Consider the following 26,013-nt stretch of genomic DNA (forward strand, 5'->3'; position numbering starts at 1 on the left):
TCCATTCACAGCCTATGTTTTATCGGTGCAAAACTTTTGCGGTGCATGGGTAAAATACCATATTTTTCAATCGCTTGGATATGCACAGCCGTTGGATAGCCTTTGTGTTTTTCAATGCCATAATCAGGATAAATCTTGGCAAGCTCAACCATATCTCGGTCTCGCACCACTTTGGCAAGCACGCTCGCCCCACTGATACAGGCGTGTTTGCCATCGCCTTTGACCACCGCCATTTCACAGACAATTCGCTCATAAAACGGCAAATCAAATAGCACAGGTAGTTTATTTCCGTCCACCATCACACTAAAAGTGGCGTTTGGGTGCGTTTGCAAAATTTGCTCTATCACGCTTGCAATTGCTTGTTTCATACCAAGAAGCGTTGCTTGCAAAATGTTTAGCTCATCAATCAAACTTGCTGAAATTTTGACAATTTTATGATAAGTTGCCGTTTGTTCAATAATGGGAAACAAAGTTTCTCGCTTTTTATCGGAGAGTTTTTTTGAATCAGTTAAAGCGGTTAAAGCATGATTTTCTACCAACCCCACACTGTCAGCTTTGGATAAATCTTTGCTGAGGCTATCTTGTTTTACCGTTAAAATATCGTTATCAAAAACCAACGCACACACCACCACATCACCCAAAAGTGGACCACGCCCTACTTCGTCCACACCAATAATAAAGTGATTTTTCATTTAATTTTGTTCCAAATTTGCTATAATGGTTATCATTTTAACATCATTTGGAGCAATTATGAAAATTTTAGTCATCGGTACAGGCGGACGTGAACACGCCCTAGCTTGGCAATGTGCCAAGGACAGCAAAGTGGACACCGTCTTTGTGGCAAATGGCAATGCAGGCACAGATTTGGAAGAAAAATTACAAAACATCAACCTTGATGTGAAAAACCACAATGCGGTGATTGAATTTTGCCAAAACAACGCCATTGCTTTTGTGCTTGTCGGACCTGAAGCACCGCTGGTTGCAGGATTGGTTGATGATTTGCAAAAAGCCAACATCAAAGCGTGGGGACCAACAAAGTATTGTGCCCAACTTGAAGGTTCAAAAGCCTTTGCCAAAGATTTTATGATTAAGCACAACATTCCAACCGCAAAATATCAAACTTTTAGCAATGCCGATGAAGCGATTAATTATGTTAAGGCCGAAGGTTCGCCCATTGTCATCAAAGCGGACGGACTTGCCGCAGGTAAAGGCGTGATTGTGGCGATGACCGAGATTGAGGCGATTGATGCGATTAACGATATGCTCTCTGGCAATAAATTTGGCGATGCAGGTAGCCGAGTGGTGATTGAGCAGTTTTTACAAGGCGAAGAGGCGAGCTTTATTTGTATGATTGATGGCGACAACATTTTGCCAATGGCGACCAGCCAAGACCACAAACGCATTGGCGAAGCTGATACAGGCTTGAACACTGGCGGTATGGGTGCGTACTCGCCTGCCCCTGTCGTCACCCAAGACGTGCATGATAAAGTGATTGAGCGTGTCATTCGCCCTGTAGTGGATGCGATGAAAACGGGCGGCACGCCTTATACGGGCTTTTTGTATGCAGGCTTGATGATTGATGAGAAAAACGACCCGTATGTGATTGAGTTTAATTGTCGATTTGGTGACCCAGAAACTCAGCCGATTATGATGCGTTTAAAAGGCTCTATGGTTGATTTGATTCAAGCAGGGTTAAATGGCAATTTACCTAGCGAAACCGAATGGGACAACCGTCCTGCTTTGGGTATTGTACTGGCAAGTAAAGGCTATCCAGAGAGCTCAAGTAGTGACGATGTGATTCGTGGGTTACCTGCGATTGCCGACCAACAAGGCGATATTAAAGTTTTCCATGCAGGCACAAAAAACGGTGAAAATGGCGAAATTTTGACCAATGGCGGTCGTGTGCTGTGCGTTACTGCATTAGGCGACAATATTTTGGACGCACAGACTAAAGCATTGGCGACTTGTGGGGCGATTAGTTTTGATGGTATGCAATACCGCCGTGATATTGGCTGGCGTGCGATTGCACGTTAAAAATATCTTAACAAAGCCTTGAATTTTGACAATATTTTGGCTATATTAACAAAAATTTTATTTGATATTTTTTTTGAGAATATGCTCAAAATCAAATAAAATTCTTTCACATTTTTTTATTAATGTTTTATTCACTCACCTTTAATTTGGAGTAAAAAATGAGCAACGCACATGAACGTGTTAGACACGAGGGACTTCGTAGTAAAATCATGACAGCTGACCAAGCTGCCGAATTTATCCATGACGGCATGACCGTTGGTATCAGTGGCTTTACAGGTGCAGGCTATCCAAAAGCCTTGCCCACAGCGATTGCCAATCGTGCAAAACAAGTCCACGCAGATGGCAAATCATTTGGCATTAATATGTTAACAGGTGCTTCAACTGCTCCTGAATGTGATGGCGTATTGGCAGAAGCAGGTGCGATTAAGTTTCGTAGCCCATTTCAGTCTGACCCAACCTTGCGTAACAGCATTAACGCAGGCAACACCGAATACCAAGATATGCACCTATCGCACGTTGAGCAACAAATTCGTCAAGGATTTTATGGCGAAATGCAAGTGGCAATCATTGAAGCAACAGGCATTACCGAAGATGGTAAAATCATTCCATCAATGGGTATTGGTAACAACAACGAAATTTTAAAAGTAGCCAAACAAGTCATCATTGAAGTGAACGTCGCTCAAAATACCAAGCTTGAAGGTATGCACGACATTCAATTTGACATCGGCACACCGCCAAACCGCCAACCAATCCAAATTATCGAACCTTTTGACCGTATCGGAACGCCGTACCTTGAGTGTGATTTGGACAAAATCGTGGCAATCGTTATCACAGATGGTGGCGACCGTAACAGCAAATTTGCTAAACCTGATGACACATCAAAACGTATCGCAGCACAAATCATTGATTTCTTTAGCCATGAAGTAAAAGCAGGTCGTTTGCCAAAAAATCTACTACCACTACAATCAGGCGTGGGTAACGTGGCAAATGCAGTATTGGCAGGTTTATTGGACGCACCGTTTGAAGATTTGACAGGTTATACCGAAGTATTACAAGACGGTATGCTTGACTTGGTGATTGCAGGTAAGATGAAAACCGCATCAGCAACTGCCCTATCATTTAGCCCAGATGCATTGCAACGCTTTAACGACAACATTGAATTTTTGCGTGATAAACTGATTTTACGCCCAATGGAATTTACCAATAATCCTGAAGTCATTCGCCGTTTGGGTGTCATCGGCATGAATGCGATGATTGAAGCGGATATTTACGGCAACGTAAACTCAACGCACATCATGGGTACAAAAATGATGAACGGTATCGGTGGTTCTGGCGACTTTACTCGTAATGCGTTCTTCTCATTCTTTGTTAGCCCATCAACGGCAAAAGACGGCAAAATCTCAGCCATCGTGCCAATGGTTAGCCACCACGACCACACCGAGCATGACGTGATGTTTATCGTAACTGAACAAGGTATGGCGGACTTGCGTGGTAAATCACCAAAACAACGTGCCAAATTAATCATTGAGAACTGTTCTCACCCTGATTATCGTGATATGCTTCGTGATTATTACGACCATGCCGAAGCATTAAGTGCCAAAACAGGTGGCGTACACACCCCGCACATTTTGACAGAAGCGTTATCATGGCACCAACGTTTTGTTGAAACAGGCGATATGCGTATCAAATAACGTTTTGATAAATATTATTTTGATAAAAATTGATAAAAAACCACTGAATTTTCGGTGGTTTTTTATTTATCATCATGTTAATTTTTATTGTCAATTTGAATCGGCAATGGACGACTAACGTCCAACGTTGTAATAGGAAATGGAATGCCAATGGCTTCTTTATCCAACGCTTGTTTGACAGCGATAATGACATTGTTAATAGAAGTTACTCGGTTAGACTGTGTGCCATCATCAATAAACCAACGCACTTTTAACATCACACTACTATCCGCCAATGCTGTCGCAATCACAGACGGCTCAGCAAGTTTTGACACGGTTTCTTCATTGTTTAGCACGTTTAAAATAACTTTTTGGGCATGGGTGATATCGCTGTCATAGCTAATGCCAACTTCAAATTCCAAACGGCGTTTTGAATAGGCGGTATTTACCGTCATTGGTGCGGTATAAAGCTGTGAATTAGGAATGACGACTTGTCTACCATCATACGTACGAATCTTGGTTGCACGGATTTGGATATCTTCTACTGTCCCTTCAAAATCCCCCGAAATAATCTGGTCGCCAATGCGAAACGGCTCAGATAATAACAACAAAATACCTGATAACAAATTTTGAAAAATATCTTTAAAAGCAAAACCAATCGCAACCGAGCCTATTCCCAAACCACCAATCAGTTTGGCAGGGGTAAAACTTGGTACAGCGATAATCATCGCCATCATAAAGCCCAAAAACAAAATTAACGCTGTTCCCACTCGTTGAAATACGGTAATCAAGTTTTGGTGTTTTTTCTGTTCGCCTAAGGCTTTTTTGACCCCTTTTCTAAACAGAATTGATAGCAACCAAAACACCACAAATACCACCGTTGCCACGATTAAATATGGCACACGTTTGATGAGTTGTTCCAGCATTTTTTGAGCAGATGTGGTAATGGTTTGGTATTCGTTGATTTTGTCGCCCACACTACCGATAGTCGTTTGGCTTAAAACATCAATTTGCATTGCATTGTGTAATAAGCCATAGCCCATATTTATCACATCATTGACATTAACAGTCTCAAAAAACATACAGTTACCTAACAATTTATTTGAGTAAAATCACAAATTATGAAATAATTTTGCAAAAAAATCCACTACATTTTGTTTTTATTGTAAATTTTTGTTAATTATTTTAAAAAAATCCCATAAAAAACCATCATCTAATTATAGACGATGGTTTTTTATTAAATGCTAAAACTATCAGATTAACAACTGTAGTACATATCAAACTCAATTGGGTGAACAGTTACGTTGTAACGCTCTACTTCATCACGTTTTAGCTCAATGTAGGCTTCTAGCATTTCTTTGGTGAATACACCACCTTTTAACAAGAACTCATGGTCATCTTCTAACGCTTTTAACGCAACTTCCAAGTTTTCTGCAACCGTTGGGATTAATGCTTCTTCTTCTGGTGGTAAGTCGTACAAGTTTTTGTCCGCCGCTTCACCGGGGTGGATTTTGTTTTGAATACCGTCAAGACCTGCCATTAACAAGGCTGCAAAGCATAGGTATGGGTTACACGCTGGGTCTGGGAAACGGGCTTCAATACGTTTACCTTTTGGACTTGCCACATAAGGAATACGGATTGATGCAGAACGGTTTGACGCAGAATAAGCCAATTTAATCGGTGCTTCGTAATGTGGTACTAGGCGTTTGTAGCTGTTGGTTGATGGGTTGGTAATCGCATTTAACGCACGAGCGTGTTTGATGATACCACCGATAAAGAACAAGGCAGTTTCTGACAAGCCTGCGTATTCGTCGCCTGCAAAGGTGTTTTTACCGTCTTTTGAGATTGACATATGCACGTGCATACCAGAACCGTTGTCGCCTACGATTGGTTTTGGCATAAAGGTTGCTGTTTTGCCGTATTCGTGTGCCACGTTATGCACAACGTATTTAAACTGTTGCACTTCGTCCGCTTTACGCACCATGGTATTAAATGACACGCCGATTTCTAATTGGCAAGAAGCAACTTCGTGGTGATGCACTTCTACACGACCTTCGCCCATGATGTCCTCAATGGCTTTACACATATCCGCACGCATATCTTGTGCAGAATCTACTGGTGGTACCGGAAAGTAACCGCCTTTTACACGTGGACGGTGCGCATAGTTTCCGCCTTCCATTTCTTTGTCAGTACTCCAAGCCGCTTCGTCCGCAGAGATGGTGTGTCTTGCACCTGACATATCAATTGACCATTTAACATCGTCAAATACAAAAAATTCTGGTTCAGGGCTAAAGAATGCAGTATCACCAATGCCTGTTGATTTTAGGTACTCTTCGGCACGGCGAGCGATAGAGCGTGGGTCACGGTCATAGCCTTGTAGCGTTGCAGGCTCAATCACATCACACGTTACCACAACGGTGGTATCACGGAAAAATGGGTCAATAAATGCAGTTTCAGCATCTGGACGTAAAATCATGTCTGATGACTCAATCCCACGCCAGCCAGCGATTGACGAACCGTCAAACATTTTGCCATCTTCAAAAATATCTTCGTCCATCGTAGATGCTGGATAGCTGACATGATGCTCTTTACCACGCGTATCAGTAAAACGAAAATCTACCCATTTGGCTTCGCTTGATTTGATTAAGTCTAAAAATTTGTTTGACATAACGTTTCCTTTTTGAGAAAAATTGATAAATTCGTATGAATTATCATGGTGAAAAACTGATGTAACTTTATACCGTTTTAAACAAAATGACAAGAGATAATATAACTTTTTTTGGTTATCTTAGCTATAATCTTTTGTTATCAAAAAATAATTGTTACACATTAATTTTAGCATACAAGGCTATATGCAAATATACATTCAAATAGCGTGCCAAGATTTTTTAGCTAATTTTTGGGCTTTGTTGCCCAAAAAAACAGTTTTTTTAGCTAAAAATTTCTCTATTTTGGTGCAATTTCAAAAAAATCTTGCACCAAATCGATGCAATGCAATTTTTTCACCATTTTTGTGCAAATTATTTTTGGTGCAAGGGTTTATCAAAATCCAATAAATTTTGATAAAATATTTATCCGCTAGGCATTTAATGATAAGCCATTTAATGATAAACTAAGACGTTTTGATGGATTGATGTTTGCCAAAATGTTGTTGTTTATTGATAATTTTGACAGTTTTACTTATAACCTTGTGCAATATTTTCAAATACTTGGACAAGATGTGCGTGTTTGCCAAAACAATCAACCAACAATTGCCGACATTCAAGCGTTAAACCCACAATATATCGTGATTGGACCTGGCCCTTGCACGCCAAGCGAAGCAGGGATTTCGCTAGGCATTATCCGTCAGTTTGCAGGGCAAATACCGATTTTGGGCATATGTCTGGGTCATCAAGCCATCGCCCAAGCCTTTGGTGCAAAGATTGTCAAGGCAAATACCGTCATGCACGGTCGCACTTCGCCGATTTATCATGATGATACAGGGATTTTTCAGGGTTTGCCCAGTCCATTTTTGGCGACTCGTTATCATTCGTTGGTGATTGACAATCAAAGTTTAAGTGATGATTGGCTTGTCAATGCGTGGACGTTTGAACAAACCCATAAAAATCAAGTAGACAAACCAGATTTTTCACAAAAAACTATCATGGCAATCCGTCATCAAAGCCTTGCTATTGAAGGCGTGCAGTTTCACCCAGAGTCAATTTTGAGTGAAAATGGATTAGCCTTATTACACAATTTTTTAAACAAATATCAATAGTTTTTTATCAATAATTTTTTTAAAAGGACAGTTGAATGAAACCCCATGATTTAAGCCAAATTATCAAACTTAGCCAATCAAATCAACCACTTAGCCAACAACAAATTGACACCCTACTCACCACCGCCCTTGACAAAGCGATTAATCATCTTGATTTAACCTTTGATGAAATGCGTGCGGTCATGCTAGTGATTATGCAGGGCAACTGCTCGGATACCATGATGGGGGCGTTGCTCACCGCTTTGCGTATGAAAAGCGAAAGCATTGATGAAATCAGTGCGGATGCCAGCGTCATGCGTGAGCTTGCCACCAAAGTAGATTTGGGCGATACACCAAACTTGGTGGATATCGTAGGGACAGGGGGCGATGGGGCGAATTTATTTAACGTATCTACTGCCTCCATGCTCGTTGCGGCAGCGGCGGATTGTCATGTGGCAAAACATGGCAGTCGTGGCGTATCTACCAATTCTGGTAGTTCAAATTTATTAGAACAAGCAGGCGTTTATTTAAATCTTACGCCAGAACAAATGCAACAATGTATTAAAAATCAAGGCTTTGGCTTTTTGTACGCACCCAATCACCACAGTGCCATGCGTTTTGCCGCCCCTGTACGTAAGGCATTGGGCGTAAGAACCTTGTTTAACATTTTAGGACCTTTAACCAATCCTGCAGGGGTCAAAAATGCACTCATTGGCGTATTTAGCCCAAAACTGTGCGAACCGCTTGCCCATGTGTTTAAAAATCTAGGCGATAATCATGTGATGGTGGTCGCTTCTAGTGATGGTTTGGACGAAATTTCGTTAGCCACGACCACTTTTGTCGCAGAACTCAAAAATGGCGAAGTCACAACTTATGAAATCTCGCCAGAAGATTTTGGCATTGCGTCCCAAAGTTTGCACGGTTTGACCGTTGAATCATCGGCTCAAAGCCTTGAATTGATTGAACAAGCCCTTGTCAATAATCCAAAAAAACCTGAAAACGCCCAAAAAGCCATGAATATGATTGCGTTAAATGCAGGGGCAACGATTTATCTTGCTGGGCTTGCCGATAGCCATCAACAAGGCGTTGCCAAAGCGTTAGAGATTATCCAGACAGGGCAAGCCCTTGAAAAATTGCACAGTTTGGCAAAATATACCCAACAATTTGCAAAATAATGTTTAAAAATTTGGAAAAAATATGACACACGAAGTCCCATCAGTTTTAAAAAAAATCGTTGAAACCAAAAAACAAGAGCTTATCAAAGCAAAACAACAACAGTCTTTTTATGACCTTGAACAAATTGCCTTGAGCAAAAAAGACGATATCCGAGATTTTGCAGGCAGTTTACGCAAAGAAGGTATCAGGGTGATTGCTGAAGTCAAAAAAGCGTCGCCATCAAAAGGCATTATCGCCCAAAACTTTGACCCTATCGCCACCGCCAAAGGCTATGAACAAGCAGGTGCAAGTTGCCTGTCGGTTTTGACTGATGTGGATTATTTTCAAGGCTCTAACGAATATTTGCTTCAAGCACGTGAGGCGGTGAGTTTGCCTTTATTGCGAAAAGATTTTATGATTGAGCCGTATCACATCATGCAATCTCGTGCTTTGGGGGCGGATTGTATTTTGCTGATTATGGCGTGTTTGTCGGACGCTCAAGTTGCCGAATTGCACGAATTGGCATTAAATCTTGGCATGAGTGTGTTGATTGAATGTCATGATAAAACGGAAGTTGAACGTGCGTTACGTTTGCCAAAACACACGCAAAATATTTATGGGATTAATAATCGTAATTTAAATAACTTTGAAACCAGTCTTAACACCACGTTAAAGTTGCGTGAGATGTTTGATAAGTCGTGTTTGTTGGTAACGGAAAGCGGTATTCATTCATCTGATGATGTGAAGTTAATGCTTGAGCATGATATTCATGCGTTTTTGATTGGTGAGCAGTTTATGAAAACGGAAAACGCAGGGCAAGCATTGGCAAAATTGTTGGCGGATAGTCAATGATTTTTGTACGCTTGTATTACCAAGTTTGACGATGTTAATTGGAAATATAAATGAATAAATCCGAAACGCTTAATTTTTTAAATCAAAAAAAATATTTGGTATGAAATTACCGAACATGAAGCCGTTTTTAACATGGCTGAAACGGTCAATATCGCCTTACATTATCCAGACGCTGAAGCTAAAAATATTTTTGTCAGAGATGATAAAAAACGAAATTACTATTTGATTACTGTTAAAGGCGATAAAAAAGTTAATTTAAAATATTTTAAAGAAAAATATCATACTCGTTCACTGTCTTTTGCGTCAGAACAAGATTTAATGGCAATTTTGGGATTACAAGCTGGTTCTGTTACACCGTTGGGATTAATCAATAATACAGAACACAAGGTACAATTTTATTTAGACCAAGATTTTTTAGACGAACCAAAATTGATAGGCATTCACCCCAATGACAATACTGCTACTGTGTGGCTAAAAACGGATGATTTGATAACACTTATAGAAGAGCTTAGAAATAGAAGAGCTTAGAAATTTCATTCATATTGTTGAGTTATAGAGTTTGTTCGCTCCAAAACTCCAAAATGTAAAATCATAACTCTTCTGTCTCACCGCCAAACCATGTCAAAATCACCAAACACACCAACAAAATCAACATCAACGCCAAAAAATATACTCTTGTCATCGCAACGCTTGCCCCCATTTGGTTTAGCATGACAGACGCATTCATACCTGCTGTGCTTGGAAACGCCCAACGAATGTAATGAAACGGTTCTGGTAACATCTGCACAGGCCAAGTAATCCCAGAGATAAATAACATTGGCATAGAGCTAACAACAAGCACCTGCATGGCACGCTCACGTCCTGCAAACCACAGCCCAACGACACAGCCTAATGCTACCACCGCAGGGAAGAATATCGCAAGTAACAACAGCGAACCTGCCAAATTTTGGTTGCGTGGGTAGTCATTCATAGAAAACACCCAACCATAATAAAAACAGCCGAGCAACACGCCAAATACTGAAATGCCAACAATCCGAGCTAGCCAAGTTTTGAGCGGTGCATGGTGGCTTTTTTGTTCCACCCAAGTGCCGACCAACATCGCTGTCGCTATCAAAAACATCTGTTGCAAAATCAAAATAGACACAGGTGGCACGACATAGCTACCGTAGCCTTCGGTTTGATTGTAAAGTGGGTTAATGGTTAAATTGACAGGGCTTAGGTTGGCTTTGGCAAGGGTTATATCATTGCCTTGCATGACGGATTTTTGGATTTCCACCCCTGCCGACACCGTGCCGATGATTTCCAAAAAGCCTGTTTGCACTTGTTTATTTAACAAAAAATAGTTACCGTTGGCAAGCACGCTCACCTTTGCCAATTGCCCTGTGCTGACCTTTTGGTACAAGCCTGACGGTATCACCATGTAGCCGACAATTTTGTTTCGCCAGACCAAATCTTTTGCCGTATTTTCATCAGTTACCACGCTGACATCTAGGCGTGGACTGCTTTGGGCGTAGCTGATGATTTTGGTGGATAAGGTGGAATGGTCGTTGTCAATAATGGCAACAGGCACGTTTCGCACGATTTCTTTGGAATAAGGCCAAGGGTAAAAAAAGCCGTAAATAATCGGTGCGATAATCATCATGGTTAGCACACCTTTGTCGGTAAAAACTTGTTTCCAAACGGTTAAAATTTCTTTAAAAAAACTATTTTTTGGCTTTAACATTAACGTTGCCCCCATTTTTGTGGCGTTCGCAACGCTTTTTTGGTTAAAAGACTGGCAATCAATAAACTCACAATGACCGCAATAAAAAAGCCGTAAAACGTTGGCATGGCGTAGCTAATCGGAGCGGACATTTGTAACTGATTGGTCTGCATACGCAAATAATGGGTCAAAGGCAGGGCGTTTGACCAATGTTGTGCAGCGGGCGACATTGCCAAATAAGGAAAAGTTACACCCGAAAATGCAAATGACGGTGCGGAGATAAACCCTGTAAACGATAAGCCTTGACGATAAGAAAACGTGCCAACGGTTACGATAACGCCCATCCAAAATGATACCATCATAAACATCAAAAAAATCAAATAGGTAATCAATAAAGCGGATAATTGCACCGCAAAAATCTGAGTAATTAACACCAACACCACCGCTCCCCACAAGGCATAGGCAAGCATAGGGGCGATAAGTTTGCCGTTAAGCCCTGCGATAATCCGCCAAAGTTTTGGGTTTTGTTCGTTAAATACAATTGTTTGATTGTGTTGGTTTTTTTGTGTTTTATTGCTAATATCTTGATACCATTCGCCAAGCGTTTTATCACGCAATTCTCGTCCGACCGTTGAAGCACCGATAACCATTGACAAAATGTGCAATAATGCGGGCAAAACGGTAACAGCCAAAAATTGTCTGTAGTTATTACCTGCGTTAAATAACGTGATAGTTTGTGTTTGGATAGGGGCGTAACTGCTACGCACGAGCGTGGTGTCTTCGCCTTTTGCCACACGTCTTTGCATTTCTGCTCCTGCCGAAAAGGTGCTGACAGCGGTTTGTACGCCTTTTTGTATCATGCCTGAATGCGTGCCAAATTGGGCATTGACATTTAACAAAACACGAGTGGACTTTTGTCCTAACAATTGCCGAGAAAAATCATCAGGAATTTCCACCACTGCATATACTTCGGTGGCTTCTATGGCTTTTTTGGCGGTCGCTGTGTCGTAAAATTGTTTGACCACGTTTACTTCTGGCGTAGCGTCAATATAGCGGATTAGGGTCGCTGATTGGGCGGTGTGGCTGTTGTCAATGACGGCAATCGGCAAATCAATCGCCGAGCCTTTGGCAAACACCCACCAAACTGAAAATACGAGCATAATCGGCAACCAAAACATCATGGCAAAATCCCAACTATGATGACTTAAAAAATGCCATTCATGCTTGGCACTTTGCCAAAATGCCCCAAAAAAATCGGCAAGGCTAAAACGGTCGTTTTGGCTCAAATCTTGGCTAAGATTGGACGGTGGATTTGTTGAATTTGGCATACCGAATTAAGCTGATTATTGGTTAAGTTTTTTATTGATTTTGCTGATTCGCAGGGACATCAACCAACACGCTCATGCCTTGACGCAGACGGCTGTCAGGGTTTTGCGGACGGGCTTTAATTTCAAAAGTTCGCATATCAAAGCCGTCTTTGCTGTTGGTTTGTCGCCATGTCGCAAAGTCCGATAGCACCGAGCTTGCGTACACCGTAAAGGTCTGTTTGTACGGCTGATTGTTCGCAGACAAGGCAGGGACGGTAGCGGTAAATTGGCTACCCACAGCAAAATGTGCCAAGTTATTTTCGGTAACGTTTAACACGACCCATTGGTCGTTGGGGTCAATCACGCTGATTAACGGCACACCTTGACCGACCACTTGCCCAGATTTGACAATCACATCATCAACCATGCCTGTGATTGGGCTTTTTAGATTGGCTTCGTCTTTGGCAATCATCGCTTCTTTTAGTTTACCTTCCACTTGTTTGACTTGGGCTTCGGCTACGGATTTGTCTTCGTTTCTCGCCCCTGTAACGGCAAGGCTATATTGGGCTTTTGCCATTTTTGCCTTGTCGCTACTTGCGATATAGTTGGTGTAGGCTTCATCACGTTTTTGGCGGGACATCAAGCCTTCACTTGCCAAGCGGTCAATGCGTTCAAAGGTCACTTTGGCAAGGTCAGCAGCCGATTGGGCGGCTTCATATTGGTATTTTGCCATTTCAATTTCTTGAGGTCTTGCCCCGTTGTTGGCTTTGTCAAGCTGACTTTGTGCCATTGCTTTGCCTGCTTCGGCTTGTTCAATTTTGGCATTAATCTCTGGGCTGTCCATTTCAATGAGTAACGTACCAACGCTGATTTTGTCGCCTTCTTTGACATGAATATTGGCAATTCGCCCTGCGACTTTGGCGGCAACAGGCGTTTGCTCTACTTCCATATGCCCTTGAATGATGGTCGGTGCTTGCGAAATTTGCCGTTTATCTTTGATTAAACCCCAAATTACCAAACCAATTAACCCCAATAAAATCAACGTGATAACAATCAATTTGATTTTATTTGGTTTTGGTTTTTGTGGTTGATAAGTGGTATTATCTGTGCTAACGGTTTGCGAATGGTTAATAGGGTCAGCCATAATGTTGCCATGTAAATTTTATAAAAAATTAAATTAAAAAAATAAAAATTGAAAAAAAATCAATTATTGTTCGTTTTTATCAAGATAAATCGCAGGCAAACGTATGTCCGCATCTTGCATATAACGGTTAAATTCTAGCGGTGTGCCACAGCTTTGCATCAAATCGGCTAGGGCTTGGATATAGTCATTGGCGGATTTGGCTTGCTCAGTTTTGGCTTTTTCAAGGTTGGCTTCTGCTTGCATGACTTCCACCGCCGTGTTCACGCCTTCTTTAAAGCCCAACTGACGAAAACGCAACATTTCTTTTGCTAATTCAATATTGGTGTTTAAAGATAAATAATTGCGTTGGGCGTTTTTGACCGATTGCCAATTTTTTTCTACCAATAACATAATATTGTCGGTAATTTCAATTTGGCTAAATTCCGCTTGGTGCAGTTTGGCAAGGCTAGATTCTGTACTTGCCCCACGGTCAAGACCGCCCCACAGTTTCCAATTTGCCGACACACCTGCAATCCAATTTGGGTCGTTGCCAATTTCCGAACGCCCAAATACCGTTACTGTCGGTTTAAAATTGGACTCGCTAAAAGCGTGCAAGGCTTTGGCTTGCTCGTATTTGGCAGATACTTTTTGAAACGCTGGGTGGTGCTGTTTGGCTTGCGCTTGAAAATAGCTTAAATCAGGCAATGGCTTGCTTGATACAAACAACGGCGAAGTCGGCTTAATACGATACGGCGTTCGCATGGTGCGTTGCAACGCGGTCATGGCAAGGTCGGCATCGTTTAACGCCTTGCTGTTTTCATACTCAGCATTTGCCAAAGCGTTTTGGGCCTCTAGGCGTTCCACTTTGGAAATTAACCCCACGTCTAAGGCACGTTTGGCGGCGTGGTCGGTTTCTTGAATTGCTCCTAATGCCTGCGTTCGCAAATACGCTACCATAATGGCAAGTTGTGCTTGAAAATAACGTTTGGTGAGCGTGGTGTACTGCTCATCAAGCGACAAATCGGCATCGGCTCGGCTTTCGTCCGCACGCCCGTTTAACAGTTGCGTGAGCGACTTGGTTTTGCCACCATTATACGCCGACCACAGCACAGTCACATTGGCACTGGTGTGATTTTTATCAACATTGACAGGATATGGGTTGGGTATTGGGTTGGTCAGCATACCGCCGATATTGGGTGGTAAGGGTATCGACAAATTACCCGTTTGGCTATTAATCATTGAGCCTAAGCCATCTTTTAACTTGCTAGTATCTAGCTCATCATCAATATGAATGTGAGACGCTGTCGCCCCTAGAAAAATCACAGGTTTATTTAAATTGGCAGTCGCTTCGGCTTGTTTTTCGTTACTGACAATATTGGCGTTATCACTGGCGACTTTTGGCGAAATTTGGGTAAAATATTGTTGGGCTTGGTCAAGCGTTAAATAGCTTGGCACATCAACCTGCGTCATCGGTGGAAACGGCACGCCATTATTGATGGTAGTATCAAAAACTGGCTCACCAACAGGCAAAACGTGCTGTGTATCCGTAGGTTCTGCATTTTGGGGTTTATTTGGCGAAACGTCTGTGTTTGGCACAGTATCTGTATTGGGGACAGTGGGTATGTCCGTCTGTGCGATTGCACTGCTCGTCAATAACAACCCAAAGCATAACGCACCCAATGCGTGTTGACATGGTTTGGCAAAATAACATGACGGTTTTTTTGAAAAAAAAGTTTGAGAAAATTGCATAGCGATGAAACGTTTAGAATTTTTAAAATACGTTATTATAACACCAAAAAAAAGTGTTGCCATGATAAAAAAAGTGACCGGCAAAGTCAATGCTTTTTGACTTTTATATCATTAACACCGTTATCAAAAATTTGATCAAAAAAAAGAGACATCGCTATCTCTTTTTTTTGTGAAAAAGCGTACGCCCATATTTGCCAAAGCCCCCACGGTCAGTTACACGCACGATGACGCTTTTGCCGTTGGCTTGGTTGGTTATTTTAAGTTTACTGCCAAGTTTGTGAATATTGCTGGCGGCGGTCAAGCCATTTTGGTTAAAATTTTCGCCCGATGCAGTGCGTTTGCCGTGATGTTTGCCACCATGCCAAGAAGCGATATCCGCATGAACGGCGGTCGTGGCGATAAGGGTTGATAAGAATAAAGTTGATTTGGCAAATTTATTTTGTAACCATGTTGCCAAAATCATAAGCAAATATCACTTGGCGTAATTTCATGTAAAACTAAACAGTTATCATTTAATATTAAGAAAAACCAATAAATTCAGCTTTTTTATTTTTTCCAAAAGATTGGCGTATACCGAATCATTTTTAGCGTTTCGGCACATTGTTTGGCATGGCTTGCCTGTCTGCCTGCAAACCACCCGACCGCAAATAACGCATTGCGGTCATATTCGGCACGTTCGGCATAATACTGCCGTCCGACCACATTGTCATTATAATCGCCCAGCACGTCTTGGGCGGGTTCTAAATATGCCAAAAATTTTTTGACGGCTTGTTTGTTTTTGCGATAGGTTGCTTGTTTTTTGTTTTGATAAAATAGCGGTGCGACAAACTCGGTCAAATATCGCAAAGTTTTTAAATCTTTGCGGATTTGGTGTTGACTGTCGGTATCCAACTCGGCAAATTTTTCGCTGTTTTTACGTACTTTTTTAAACCATTTATTTAACTTTTGTTTGGCAATTTGTTTTGCTTTTGCCTTATCCATTTTATCCGTCATTGGCAAATGGGTAAAATTTATCAAATCCAATAACAATAATTGAAAATCGCTATCTTTGACCGCTTCCACAGGCAAAACCGCCACATCAAGCGACCAATGAATCGGCGCTGCGTTGTGCTGTTGTAGCATGGGCTGCGTTTTGGTCTGTAAAATCTGTTTATCCCGATATTCGCCAAGCTGTGCAAAGGTGCGTTTGAGTGTGGTTTGCCACGCGGGATTGATATGCGAATTGTCAAAAACTTTGAACACCGTTCGCAAACGGCGAATACCAACACGTAGCTGATGGATATGCTCGGCATTTTGACTACCGTTGGCAATCGCTGTGGCATTTGGCAAAATCTGCGACAAACAATGATGAACAATTTTTTGCAAAAATACCAATTCGCCAATATGTTTGTCAAATTGTAACGCTGTCAAATCGGCTTTTACAGGGTCAATATGTTGTTTTTTGGCTAATAACAAACTGCCACGATGGGCCTTGGTAACGGTGGAGAGATACAGTTTTTGCGATATGCACCACGATTTTGTGATGTCAATCAAATCGGCAACTTCACCCGTTATCAGCTCAAACTCAAGCTCATGAATGGGATAGCTGTCTTTGGGGGCTTTGCCAATGGCGACCTTGCCAATATCATACGCCACTTCAATTTGGCTATTATTTTTTTTGATAATCCGATAAATCCGCTCAATATCGGTAAAATATCGCACTTGCAAAGTTTGATTGAGTATATCAATCGGCATAATCTTCGTTAGCTGTGCGATGACGGTTAGGTTGGTGATATGGGCTAAGTCGGGTTTTAAAGTAGTTACGTCAATTTGTGTCGGTGTTTGACGAATTGGCAACACAGTATTTAATTCAATACGTTTGGCAATGCCATCGCCATGCGTTTTTAGGGTTTGCACCCATTGCCCATTTTCATAGCGGATACGCAAAGCAATTCCCTGCTTTGCCAAAAGATTGTCCGCTGTGTCAAAATAATACGCCGACAGCCGTTGTTTTTTGGCGGTGGTGGTGTTGATTTGTTGTAAAGTGCTGGCTTGATAATGGCTGGGAACGTTAAATTTAAGCTCTATTTCGTGCATGGGAATTTCCTTTGCAATTTTTTAAATAATATTTATCATACCACAGTCAAATTTTTTTTGGTATTAGCAATCGTTATCATGTTATCAATTTTCACTTTATTGCTTAGGCTAAATATGCTAACATGATAAAACTTATAAAAAAATAAGGACTTCGCCATGTCGCACCGCTCTGCCCCATTTGTCGTCCCCAGTTTGTTTGGTGATGACGATCAGCCACTTGATGAAAAATCCACAAAAAAACAAACAAAAGTTTTATTATCAACTTTGCTCGCCGATATTGCTCAATTTCGCGATGATTATTTTCCACCGCCGATTTTGGAACAAATCCAAGATATGCCGATTTATGCAGGCAATATGGACGAAGTCAAACACTATGAACAGCAGTGGCAAGGCTTGATTGAGCGTGCCAAAGGCTTTTATCCGTCTGCCTACTTGCCACCTGATTTTTTGCCATTGCCAGCAAGTCTTGAAATTCCGCAGTTTATTTATCATGTACAAAAATTGCATTTGACACGCACAAAGGCAAAAGAGTCAAAAAGTTTTGGCTCAGTCGGTGCGTTGATTGCCAAATGTGGCGAGTATCAGATGCATGAAGTGCTGGCGATGGAGCAGGCATTAGCAAAAAATCCCAATGCCAAATTGGTCGCTCATCGTGAATTTATTGATTTGCGTGCGTATGTTTTTTGCCGTGATGCTAAAGGCGGAATGTTAGAGCCACAGCGAGTTCGCTTTTATCGGACGGGGTTGATTGTGCATAAGTTGCCAAATTTTAAGTTGGTGGACAGTCGGCAAACGCCCCGTAAAAAACGCAATGATGCGTATAACAATCCGATTGCGAATAATGATGTGTGGAAAATTTTTGTAAAATATTAAAGGACACACCATGCTAACCTTGGTCGCCAACATGACAAACAGTTTATTGGTTGAAGTTACCATTTTTCTTGGCACGGCAATTGTAATTATTCCGCTTGCCAAACGCTTTGGCATTGCCACCGTTTTAGGTTATCTTTTTACAGGTTTATTGCTAGGCCCTAGTTTTTTAAAAATCACGCAAAATCCTGCCGATTTGTTGCATTTTTCTGAATTTGGCGTGGTGCTGTTGCTGTTTATCATTGGGCTTGAGCTACAACCATCACGACTTTGGACGCTTAGACACGCCATTTTTGTGCTGGGTGGTTTGCAAGTGCTGGTAACTGGCGTGGTGCTAATGCTTATCACGCATTTTTTGTTTGGCATTCGTCTATCTAGCGGTTTTGTCGTTGGTTTTGGTTTGGCATTGTCGTCCACCGCTTTTGTGTTGCAACTTTTGACCGAAAAACAACAACTCACCGCCACGCACGGACAAAAAGCCTTTACCATTTTGCTGTTTCAAGACATTGCCGTCATTCCCTTGCTTGCGATTTTGCCGTTTTTGTCAGGCGTGCAAAATCAACATTATGACTGGATTTATTTTGCCAAAGTGCTGGCGATTTTTTTAGGATTGATTGTTGCCAGTCGTCATGTGGTGCGTCCGTTTTTTAAATTTGTGGCATCAAGCGGAGCAACCGAACTGCTCACGGCAGTGGCGTTATTTATCGTGCTTGGCGTATCCATTTTGATGGAATATGTCGGCTTGTCTATGGCATTGGGGGCGTTTTTGACAGGCGTTTTGCTTGCTGACAGTGAATATCGCCATGAGTTAGAAGCGAGCATTGAGCCGTTTAAAGGCTTGCTGTTGGGCTTGTTTTTTATGTCGGTGGGCATGATGACCGATGTTAAGCTCATTTTGGCAAAACCTGCCATCATCATTGGCGGTGCGTTGGCGTTGATGGTAGTCAAATTTTTCATTTTAACGCTCATTGCCAAAGCCCTAAACCACCGCACACCAACAAGCATTCGACTTGGGACGACTTTGGCTCAAGGCGGTGAGTTTGCCTTTGTGCTGTTTAGCGTGGCTCAAAACCAAAATCTGTTAAGCAGTACCGAGCATAATGTGCTAAATTTGATTGTTACCACGTCTATGGCATTGACCCCTTTGGCGTTTTTGTTGCTTGAAAAAATCGGTGAACCAATGTTTTCCAAAGCCACGCCAAAACGAGAATATGACAACATTCCAAATCACGCCCACCCTGTGATTTTGGCAGGTTTTGGGCGTATGGGGCAAATCATTGGACGAGTGCTAAGAATGCACAACATTGAATTTACCGCCATTGACAAATCGGCAAACCAAGTGGACTTTGTGCGAAAATTTGGTAATCAAGTGTATTATGGCGACCCCAAAAACCCCGAAGTATTGCGAGCGTCAGGCATTGCCAATGCCAAATTGTTTGTTTTGACCATTGGTAATATTGAGCATTCCATTTTGGTGGCGGATTACGTCAAACGCAATTATCCTGATTTGCCAATTTTGGCACGAGCAACCAACCGTGAGCATTATCACCGTCTGCGAGATGTGGGTGTGCGTTATATTTGGCGAGAAACCTATTTGTCCGCCCTTGATATGTCCAGAGAGTCTTTACAAAAATTGGGGTTTAGCGATGACGTTGCCAAAAAAAGCGTGGAGATGTTTAGGACTTATGACGATGAACTCATTGAACGCCAGCACGCCATTTATCAAGACGAACTGCAAATGATTGCCTCGGCAAAATCGGCAGTGGCGGAGCTTGAAAGTCTGTTTGACAGTGATATGAATGAATCATGCAAAGAAAAACTAAACCCATAAAAATATTGTGAAACTAGGAAATATTGTGAAACAACCCCAACAATTTGACCCAAAAAATTCCTTTGGCAAAAGTTTTAATGACAATCTAAAAACCATACAATCCACACAAAAACCGTTGTCAATTCCCAAAAATATGCCAATGGTAAGTCAAATTCACAAAACACGCCAGTCTAGCCAAACCACCAAAAAACCTTTTCAATGGCAATTTTTATTACCAAAATATTGGGGCATTTGGCTGATATTTTTGGTGTTTTTGCCACTCATTTATTTGCCTTTAAAATATCAATTTAAAATCGGTAAAAATTTGGGGAAATTGATTTTTAAAACAGTAAAACGCCGTCAAAATGACACACTTGTCAATTTAAAACTCGCCTTTCCCCAAAAAACTGACGAAGAACGCTACCAAATGGCAGAACAAGTGTTTATCAATGCAGGCGTGGGTTTGTTTGAAAGTCTGTGTGCGTGGTTTCGCCCAGATATTTTTACCAGACAAGTTACTGTATCGGGTTTGCAACACGTTATCAACGCCCAAAACCTCAACCAATCCGTGATGTTATTGGGGGCACATTATACCATGTTGGACTTGGGCGGTCGCTTGGCAAGTATGTTTATTCCTGTGGATATCGTTTATCGTCCGCAAAATAATGCATTGCTTGAGTGGTTTATTTATAATGCTCGCACTCGTATTTTTAATGAACAAATTGCTCATCAAGATATGCGAAAATTAACCAAAAATATCAAAAATAAACACATCATTTGGTACACGCCAGACCAAGATTTTGGCTTAAAACAAGGCGTGATGGCGGATTTTTTTGGCGTGTCGGCTGCTACTTTAACCGCTCAACGCCGATTGATAAGGTTGGCGGATAAACAAAATCCATCGGCAGTAATTGCCATTCATTTTTATCGTGAAACGCCTGTGGATATGCCAAACGGTCGCCGTCCGCATTATCATATTCAGTTTACACCTATGCTTGATAACTACCCAAGTGACGATGAAATTGCTGATGCCAATCGTGTTAATGCCTTGTTAGAACGTCTAATTCGCACTGACCCAACGCAATATATGTGGTTTCACAGACGCTTTAAAACCCAGCCGACTGGGATTAATTATTATCAATCTTCCTAAAAATTTGATATAATATTAAAATTTTTAATCAATACAAATAATGAGAATTTTTATGACAGAAGCAACCAAAAAACGCATTTTAACAGGCATTACCACATCAGGTATTCCACATCTTGGCAACTATGTGGGTGCAATTCGCCCTGCCATTCAATCGGTACAAAATAACGATGATGACGCATTTTTCTTTTTGGCGGATTTGCACGCCTTGATTAAATGCCAAGACGCAGATGCCGTCCACGCCAGCACCAAAGCGATTACCGCAACTTGGCTTGCTTGCGGACTTGACCCAGAGCGAGTAACTTTTTATCGCCAATCGGACGTGGTGGAAATTCCAGAGCTTGCGTGGGTGCTTAACTGCAACTGTGCCAAAGGCTTGATGAACCGAGCACATGCCTACAAAGCCCAAGTAGATATTAACACGGCAACGCCTGACACCGACCCAGATTTTGGCATTTCAATGGGCTTATTTAGCTATCCTGTGCTAATGGCGGCGGATATTTTGATGTTTAACGCTACCCACGTCCCTGTTGGCAAGGACCAAATTCAACACATTGAAATGGCTCGTGATATTGCAGGTACGTTTAATTTTAAATATAGCAAAGAAAATCCGATGTTTGTATTGCCAGAAGCGATGGTTGACGAAGATACGCCACTTTTGACAGGGCTTGACGGTCGCAAAATGTCAAAAAGTTATGGCAATACTATTCCGTTATTTGGTGATGACCCACAAGTGGACGGCGAAAAGGCGTTGAAAAAGGCGATTGCTCGTATCGTTACCAATTCGCAATTGCCAGAAGAACCAAAAAATCCAGACGAAAGCACGATTTTTGAGATTTATAAAGCGTTTGCCACACCTGCCGAACTTGAACAAATGCGTCAGCGTTTTGCGACAGGCATTGGTTGGGGTGAAGCGAAAGATATTTTATTTGATAAAATCAATGGCGAAATCGCACCGTTTCGTGAGCGTTACAATCACTTGATGGCAAATCCAAAAGAGATGGAAGAGATTTTGCAAATGGGGGCGGAAAAAGCTCGCAGAGAAAGCCGAAAACGCATGGAAAAAGTGCGTAAAGCTGTGGGGATTAAACCATTGGCGAAGTTGAAAAAATAATTTTAGAGAATAAAACAATGCCAATTATCAGCTATGAGCAACCAATTTCGCATTATTTCAGTCGTTTAGCTAGAGCGTGAAACCACCGCAAGAATTATTACTGCATTTAAACCAAGCATTCAACAACAAAGGAGATATGATAATGCAAGACGTACAAGACGTTATTAACCATTATGAAGACTTTGATTTTGGCAATGCCAAAGAAGTTGAGCCAAATTTTATCAAAGAATTACGCAAACGTAAGGCGGATTTTTTGGAAAGTCAAAAAATTTTAGGACTTGATGAAGAAGTCTTAACTTGGCTAAGCCAACAAGATAATAACACCAAACAGGCAGTTAATGGCTTTATTAAAAGCCTTATCCAATAGCAAAAAAACAAATTATATATCTTTGTCAAGCAAATTATTGTATAATGGCAAACACAGTGTACCGACAGACGGAAAAACACTGCCTATACATTGCAAACAGAGGAGTTCTGCTATGCACCACATTACTCAGACGAGCTTACGCAGTCTGCTAAAGACGTGTGTCTATTTACCACTAATTATTGCCTTGACTGGCATTTTTTCCACTAACTTATCCTCCACTATCCAAAGTCAATTTATTTTTGGCATTCCCTTAATTTTATGGGTTTGGTTACTTTTCTCTGTGCTGATTTGTCTGTTAGCCGTGATTTTTGGCTCACGTTTGACATTTGATGATAATGATGATTTTGGCAATAAAACGCCTATCATTCACAACAAACAGAAAAACCAAAATTTCATCAATCAAGGAGAAAACGCTAATGTTTCAAAATGATAAACAATTATTAGTTATCCTTGTTTTGACAATTTATTTACTTTTTTTGGCAGGGGTGGCTTGGATAACCGCAAAAAAATCCAGTAACAATCGTGAATATCTGTTCGGTACAGGGTTTGGCTCTGTGCTGTCTTTATTTGGCATATCTGCTAGTTTATTTAGTTCGTTTACCTTACAGGGTATGCCAGAGTTTTTCAAAAACCATGGGATTGGGGCTTGGGTATTTTTGGGTATTACTGATGTCTGTTTGGCAACATTACTGCTGTATTTTGGCTTAAAAATGCGAAAATTTAGCCGTTTGTTGGCCCATAAAAATCAAGGATTTGCCACCAATAATCTGACAGAGTGGTTAAAACAAAGCCAAATGCCAAAGTGGGTGATTTTGTTTTTTGTGGTCGCATCAACGATTTTTATGATTCCTTATATTACCATTGGCATTAAAGGTTCAGCGGTGTTGTTACAAAATGCCGTGCCTTTGGGTGAAAATTATTTTATTTGGTCGGTGATTATTGTGCTGATGATGCTTGGTTATTCATGGTTTGGCGGTATTCGTGCTGTGTTTATCACGGACGTGGTGCAGGGTGTTATTTTGATGTTTGCAATTTGGGCGGTTGCTGTATTTGCTATTCAAGGGGCGAATGGCATTACCGCATTATTTAGTGATATTCAACAGATTGAACCAAAATTATTATCCGCTCCCGTCCCTGTTGGTTTGATTAATTGGCAATTTTTGTTGGTCAGTTTTATTTCCATTGTGACCATTCCTTATGTACAACCACAAATGACCACACGGATTTTTGTTGCAAAAAATGACAGGGCGTTTACCCGTTCGACTATGGGTCTGGCGGTGTTTGCACTTTTGGTGATTTTACCAACGTTGTTTGTCGGTTTGCGAGCTGTACAATTGCAACACGAAATGGGTAATATCACAGGCGATTTTTTGCTAAACCTTATCAGCCATGATGCCCCTGCCATATTTTTTGCTATATTTATTGTGGGCGTTTTGGCATCGAATATGTCCACCACCGATAGCCAACTGTTGGCAATTGGCACAGAATGGCGGTCAGCCATGCTAACAGAAGACATTCAAGCCAATGCTACTGCCAAATCTGGCGTTAAAACCGTTGGGCTAATCGTGGCAATCTTGGCGTTATTATTGGCACAAACGTCATTTCAATCGTTGATTTTGTTTGCGATTAATTCATTCATTGCGACATCTTTATTATTGCCGATTGTGGTGGCGGTAACCTATCAATCATCAAAAATTCGACTTGTGTTGTCTATTATTTCGGTCGTTACGGTGTGCATTTTTTCCTTGTCTATGTTTAATATTGTGCCAAAAATGATTGTTGGCTATCGTATCGAGTTATTCCTTTATGCTATAATTGGCTTTTGTTTGTTATTAACCTTTATTAAGGAAAAAAAGTAACCTTATGTCGTCAATGTTATTTTGGAGCATGATAAAACCTTTATTATGGCTTTTACCCATTTTTATTATCATTGCAATTTTAAAATCGCCTATGTTCAAAGGCTGGTTTGGCGAAAAATTGGTTGAAAAAGTCGCCAATCATAAACTATCCAATGATATTTATCATGATTTTCAAAATGTTACCTTACCAACGGATAACGGCACAACCCAAATTGACCATATTTATGTATCTGAATTTGGCATTTTTGTGGTAGAAACCAAAAATTATAAAGGTTGGATTTATGGTAAAATCAAAGATGCCAAATGGACGCAAAATATTTATGGCAAAAAACACTATTTCCAAAATCCATTACGCCAAAATTATAAACATATCAAAACTTTAGAGCATTTATTCGGATTAACAAGCGATAATTTTCATTCTGTGATTGTATTTACAGGTGATTGTGAATTAAAAAGTAATTTTCCGCCAAATATTTGTCGTTTAGGAAATTTTACCAATTACATTTTATCATTTAACGAACCCAAACTTGATAAAAATCAAATTAATCAGATTTGTCAATTATTAGCCGAAAATCGTCTTGAAGATACATTTGAAACTCGCCAACACCATATCCAAAACCTAAAAAACCAACATCGCCCATGACCGATTTAGCCATTCGCATTTTTGAAACGCCTATCCAAAGCCTACCCGAAGACCTATACATACCACCAGAAGCTTTTGCTATTTGGCTTGAGCAGTTTGAAGGACCTTTGGACTTTTTGCTCTACCTTGTCAAGAAAAACAACTTTGACATTACCACCACCGCTATTTTGCCGATTACCGAACAATATTTAACTTATATCAAAGAATTGGATGGACAGCATTTTGAATTGGCAGGCGATTATCTGCTGATGGCAAGTACCTTAATCGCCATTAAAAGCGAACTGTTGCTACCCACGCCAGAGCTACCAACGGACGAGAAAAATCCGACCAAACAACTGATTCAACGCTTAGAAGAATACGCCCAAATCAAAGAAGCCAGTCGCCGACTAGATAACCTAATTCGCTTAGAGCGTGATGTATTTTTGGCGTTTGCTAGTTTGCCAAATGCCGATGTACTCGCTAAGGAAATACCGCCCTACCCTGCGACCTTGCTTGCCGATAGTTTGATAAAAATGCAACTCAAACCTGACTATCAAATGCACCACGTCAAAGCCGACAGCGTGCCATTGGCGGATAGAATGGCGAGCATTAGCCGAATTTTGGCAAGTCGTGGACGAGGCTCATTTCATGAGATTTTGGACAAATCACAAGGAAAATTGGGCGTGGTGGTGAGTTTTGTGGCGATTTTGGAATTGGCAAAACAGCGTTTGATTGATTTTGTATTTGATGAAAATAATCATGTTGATATGGATAATTTAACATTGGTTTGGACGAATTAAAAAAACCCTAAAGAACTTAG

General features: G+C 41.0%; 24 protein-coding genes. 15 read left to right on the forward strand and 9 right to left on the reverse strand.

Features of this window, described 5'->3' with window-relative positions:
- Positions 1–5 precede the first annotated feature (5 nt).
- Positions 6–692 (reverse strand): ribonuclease HII, encoded by a 687-nt coding sequence (locus ACGTJS_RS12185; protein WP_315041617.1) that lies wholly within the window; start codon positions 690–692, stop codon positions 6–8.
- A 58-nt stretch (positions 693–750) separates the two neighbouring features.
- On the opposite strand from ACGTJS_RS12185, the gene purD reads away from it, so the two are divergent.
- Both purD and ACGTJS_RS12195 read left to right on the forward strand, forming a co-directional pair.
- Entirely contained in the window at positions 751–2,034 is a 1,284-nt protein-coding gene (gene purD / locus ACGTJS_RS12190) for a phosphoribosylamine--glycine ligase (RefSeq protein WP_410472274.1), read from the forward strand.
- Between the two features lie 158 nt (positions 2,035–2,192).
- Positions 2,193–3,725 (forward strand): acetyl-CoA hydrolase/transferase family protein, encoded by a 1,533-nt coding sequence (locus tag ACGTJS_RS12195; protein WP_410472275.1) that lies wholly within the window; start codon positions 2,193–2,195, stop codon positions 3,723–3,725.
- 77 nt (positions 3,726–3,802) lie between these two features.
- On the opposite strand, the gene ACGTJS_RS12200 is transcribed toward ACGTJS_RS12195, so the two are convergent.
- Together ACGTJS_RS12200 and glnA are read right to left on the reverse strand one after the other, a co-directional pair.
- Positions 3,803–4,786 (reverse strand): mechanosensitive ion channel family protein, encoded by a 984-nt coding sequence (locus ACGTJS_RS12200; protein ID WP_410472276.1) that lies wholly within the window; start codon positions 4,784–4,786, stop codon positions 3,803–3,805.
- A gap of 176 nt (positions 4,787–4,962) precedes the next feature.
- Positions 4,963–6,372, reverse strand: coding sequence for a type I glutamate--ammonia ligase (gene glnA, locus ACGTJS_RS12205; RefSeq protein ID WP_410472277.1), 1,410 nt, complete (start codon positions 6,370–6,372; stop codon positions 4,963–4,965).
- Positions 6,373–6,849: 477 nt separating this feature from the next.
- On the opposite strand from glnA, the gene ACGTJS_RS12210 reads away from it, so the two are divergent.
- The 4 genes from ACGTJS_RS12210 (at position 6,850) to ACGTJS_RS12225 (ending at position 9,975) form a co-directional block, all read left to right on the forward strand.
- Positions 6,850–7,461, forward strand: a complete 612-nt coding sequence (locus tag ACGTJS_RS12210; protein ID WP_410473273.1) for an anthranilate synthase component II — start codon at positions 6,850–6,852, stop codon at positions 7,459–7,461.
- Between the two features lie 35 nt (positions 7,462–7,496).
- Positions 7,497–8,615 (forward strand): anthranilate phosphoribosyltransferase, encoded by a 1,119-nt coding sequence (gene trpD, locus ACGTJS_RS12215; protein ID WP_410472278.1) that lies wholly within the window; start codon positions 7,497–7,499, stop codon positions 8,613–8,615.
- Between the two features lie 22 nt (positions 8,616–8,637).
- Positions 8,638–9,447: an indole-3-glycerol phosphate synthase TrpC gene (gene trpC / locus ACGTJS_RS12220; RefSeq protein ID WP_315041606.1), complete on the forward strand. Its 810-nt coding sequence runs from the start codon at positions 8,638–8,640 to the stop codon at positions 9,445–9,447.
- 105 nt (positions 9,448–9,552) lie between these two features.
- Positions 9,553–9,975, forward strand: coding sequence for a prolyl-tRNA synthetase associated domain-containing protein (locus tag ACGTJS_RS12225; RefSeq protein WP_410473274.1), 423 nt, complete (start codon positions 9,553–9,555; stop codon positions 9,973–9,975).
- 61 nt (positions 9,976–10,036) lie between these two features.
- On the opposite strand, the gene ACGTJS_RS12230 is transcribed toward ACGTJS_RS12225, so the two are convergent.
- The 6 genes from ACGTJS_RS12230 to ACGTJS_RS12255 form a co-directional block, all read right to left on the reverse strand.
- The gene (locus ACGTJS_RS12230; RefSeq protein ID WP_410472279.1) at positions 10,037–11,170 is read right to left on the reverse strand and encodes an ABC transporter permease; all 1,134 of its coding nucleotides are present in this window, start codon (positions 11,168–11,170) and stop codon (positions 10,037–10,039) included.
- Positions 11,170–12,477 (reverse strand): ABC transporter permease, encoded by a 1,308-nt coding sequence (locus ACGTJS_RS12235; RefSeq protein WP_315041601.1) that lies wholly within the window; start codon positions 12,475–12,477, stop codon positions 11,170–11,172. Before ACGTJS_RS12235 ends, ACGTJS_RS12230 begins: the two co-directional genes overlap by 1 nt.
- A 31-nt stretch (positions 12,478–12,508) precedes the next feature.
- On the reverse strand, positions 12,509–13,600 hold the full coding sequence (locus ACGTJS_RS12240; protein ID WP_410472280.1) for an HlyD family secretion protein: 1,092 nt from the start codon (positions 13,598–13,600) through the stop codon (positions 12,509–12,511).
- Positions 13,601–13,663: 63 nt separating this feature from the next.
- Entirely contained in the window at positions 13,664–15,328 is a 1,665-nt protein-coding gene (locus tag ACGTJS_RS12245; RefSeq protein ID WP_410472281.1) for a TolC family protein, read from the reverse strand.
- A 154-nt stretch (positions 15,329–15,482) separates the two neighbouring features.
- The gene (locus ACGTJS_RS12250) at positions 15,483–15,791 is read right to left on the reverse strand and encodes a septal ring lytic transglycosylase RlpA family protein (RefSeq protein ID WP_410472282.1); all 309 of its coding nucleotides are present in this window, start codon (positions 15,789–15,791) and stop codon (positions 15,483–15,485) included.
- A gap of 83 nt (positions 15,792–15,874) precedes the next feature.
- Positions 15,875–17,404, reverse strand: coding sequence for a CHAD domain-containing protein (locus ACGTJS_RS12255; protein WP_410472283.1), 1,530 nt, complete (start codon positions 17,402–17,404; stop codon positions 15,875–15,877).
- A gap of 156 nt (positions 17,405–17,560) precedes the next feature.
- On the opposite strand from ACGTJS_RS12255, the gene ACGTJS_RS12260 reads away from it, so the two are divergent.
- From ACGTJS_RS12260 to ACGTJS_RS12300, 9 genes are all read left to right on the forward strand, one after another.
- A complete protein-coding gene (locus tag ACGTJS_RS12260) occupies positions 17,561–18,277 on the forward strand; it encodes a hypothetical protein (protein WP_315041588.1) in 717 nt (238 codons plus the stop codon).
- Between the two features lie 10 nt (positions 18,278–18,287).
- Positions 18,288–20,105 (forward strand): monovalent cation:proton antiporter-2 (CPA2) family protein, encoded by a 1,818-nt coding sequence (locus ACGTJS_RS12265; protein WP_315041585.1) that lies wholly within the window; start codon positions 18,288–18,290, stop codon positions 20,103–20,105.
- A 133-nt stretch (positions 20,106–20,238) separates the two neighbouring features.
- Positions 20,239–21,234, forward strand: coding sequence for a lipid A biosynthesis acyltransferase (locus ACGTJS_RS12270; protein WP_315041641.1), 996 nt, complete (start codon positions 20,239–20,241; stop codon positions 21,232–21,234).
- A gap of 52 nt (positions 21,235–21,286) precedes the next feature.
- A complete protein-coding gene (gene trpS / locus ACGTJS_RS12275) occupies positions 21,287–22,345 on the forward strand; it encodes a tryptophan--tRNA ligase (protein ID WP_410472284.1) in 1,059 nt (352 codons plus the stop codon).
- Between the two features lie 76 nt (positions 22,346–22,421).
- Positions 22,422–22,712: a hypothetical protein gene (locus ACGTJS_RS12280; protein WP_410472285.1), complete on the forward strand. Its 291-nt coding sequence runs from the start codon at positions 22,422–22,424 to the stop codon at positions 22,710–22,712.
- 112 nt (positions 22,713–22,824) lie between these two features.
- Complete coding sequence (locus ACGTJS_RS12285; RefSeq protein WP_410472286.1) at positions 22,825–23,142, forward strand: hypothetical protein; 318 nt, start codon at positions 22,825–22,827, stop codon at positions 23,140–23,142.
- Positions 23,129–24,571 carry a sodium:solute symporter family protein gene (locus tag ACGTJS_RS12290; RefSeq protein ID WP_410472287.1) on the forward strand — a complete coding sequence of 481 codons (1,443 nt, stop codon included), beginning with the start codon at positions 23,129–23,131 and terminating at the stop codon, positions 24,569–24,571. The genes ACGTJS_RS12285 and ACGTJS_RS12290 overlap by 14 nt, the downstream gene beginning before the upstream one ends.
- 28 nt (positions 24,572–24,599) lie before the next feature.
- Positions 24,600–25,214, forward strand: coding sequence for a nuclease-related domain-containing protein (locus ACGTJS_RS12295; RefSeq protein WP_315041575.1), 615 nt, complete (start codon positions 24,600–24,602; stop codon positions 25,212–25,214).
- Positions 25,211–25,993, forward strand: coding sequence for a segregation and condensation protein A (locus ACGTJS_RS12300; protein ID WP_410472288.1), 783 nt, complete (start codon positions 25,211–25,213; stop codon positions 25,991–25,993). Before ACGTJS_RS12295 ends, ACGTJS_RS12300 begins: the two co-directional genes overlap by 4 nt.
- The last annotated feature ends 20 nt before the right edge of the window (positions 25,994–26,013 follow it).

This window comes from Faucicola mancuniensis (assembly GCF_046523945.1).
Lineage (GTDB): Bacteria > Pseudomonadota > Gammaproteobacteria > Pseudomonadales > Moraxellaceae > Faucicola > Faucicola mancuniensis.

Excerpts from the sequence above, each read along its gene's own strand:
- ACGTJS_RS12185 (WP_315041617.1), bottom strand. The coding sequence starts at position 692 with ATGAAAAATCACTTTATTATTGGTGTGGACGAAGTAGGGCGTGGTCCA.
- purD (WP_410472274.1), top strand. The coding sequence starts at position 751 with ATGAAAATTTTAGTCATCGGTACAGGCGGACGTGAACACGCCCTAGCT.
- ACGTJS_RS12195 (WP_410472275.1), top strand. The coding sequence starts at position 2,193 with ATGAGCAACGCACATGAACGTGTTAGACACGAGGGACTTCGTAGTAAA.
- ACGTJS_RS12200 (WP_410472276.1), bottom strand. The coding sequence starts at position 4,786 with ATGTTTTTTGAGACTGTTAATGTCAATGATGTGATAAATATGGGCTAT.
- glnA (WP_410472277.1), bottom strand. The coding sequence starts at position 6,372 with ATGTCAAACAAATTTTTAGACTTAATCAAATCAAGCGAAGCCAAATGG.
- ACGTJS_RS12210 (WP_410473273.1), top strand. The coding sequence starts at position 6,850 with ATGTTGTTGTTTATTGATAATTTTGACAGTTTTACTTATAACCTTGTG.
- trpD (WP_410472278.1), top strand. The coding sequence starts at position 7,497 with ATGAAACCCCATGATTTAAGCCAAATTATCAAACTTAGCCAATCAAAT.
- trpC (WP_315041606.1), top strand. The coding sequence starts at position 8,638 with ATGACACACGAAGTCCCATCAGTTTTAAAAAAAATCGTTGAAACCAAA.
- ACGTJS_RS12230 (WP_410472279.1), bottom strand. The coding sequence starts at position 11,170 with ATGTTAAAGCCAAAAAATAGTTTTTTTAAAGAAATTTTAACCGTTTGG.
- ACGTJS_RS12235 (WP_315041601.1), bottom strand. The coding sequence starts at position 12,477 with ATGCCAAATTCAACAAATCCACCGTCCAATCTTAGCCAAGATTTGAGC.
- ACGTJS_RS12240 (WP_410472280.1), bottom strand. The coding sequence starts at position 13,600 with ATGGCTGACCCTATTAACCATTCGCAAACCGTTAGCACAGATAATACC.
- ACGTJS_RS12245 (WP_410472281.1), bottom strand. The coding sequence starts at position 15,328 with ATGCAATTTTCTCAAACTTTTTTTTCAAAAAAACCGTCATGTTATTTT.
- ACGTJS_RS12250 (WP_410472282.1), bottom strand. The coding sequence starts at position 15,791 with ATGATTTTGGCAACATGGTTACAAAATAAATTTGCCAAATCAACTTTA.
- ACGTJS_RS12255 (WP_410472283.1), bottom strand. The coding sequence starts at position 17,404 with ATGCACGAAATAGAGCTTAAATTTAACGTTCCCAGCCATTATCAAGCC.
- ACGTJS_RS12260 (WP_315041588.1), top strand. The coding sequence starts at position 17,561 with ATGTCGCACCGCTCTGCCCCATTTGTCGTCCCCAGTTTGTTTGGTGAT.
- ACGTJS_RS12265 (WP_315041585.1), top strand. The coding sequence starts at position 18,288 with ATGCTAACCTTGGTCGCCAACATGACAAACAGTTTATTGGTTGAAGTT.
- ACGTJS_RS12270 (WP_315041641.1), top strand. The coding sequence starts at position 20,239 with ATGCCAATGGTAAGTCAAATTCACAAAACACGCCAGTCTAGCCAAACC.
- trpS (WP_410472284.1), top strand. The coding sequence starts at position 21,287 with ATGACAGAAGCAACCAAAAAACGCATTTTAACAGGCATTACCACATCA.
- ACGTJS_RS12285 (WP_410472286.1), top strand. The coding sequence starts at position 22,825 with ATGCACCACATTACTCAGACGAGCTTACGCAGTCTGCTAAAGACGTGT.
- ACGTJS_RS12290 (WP_410472287.1), top strand. The coding sequence starts at position 23,129 with ATGTTTCAAAATGATAAACAATTATTAGTTATCCTTGTTTTGACAATT.
- ACGTJS_RS12295 (WP_315041575.1), top strand. The coding sequence starts at position 24,600 with ATGATAAAACCTTTATTATGGCTTTTACCCATTTTTATTATCATTGCA.
- ACGTJS_RS12300 (WP_410472288.1), top strand. The coding sequence starts at position 25,211 with ATGACCGATTTAGCCATTCGCATTTTTGAAACGCCTATCCAAAGCCTA.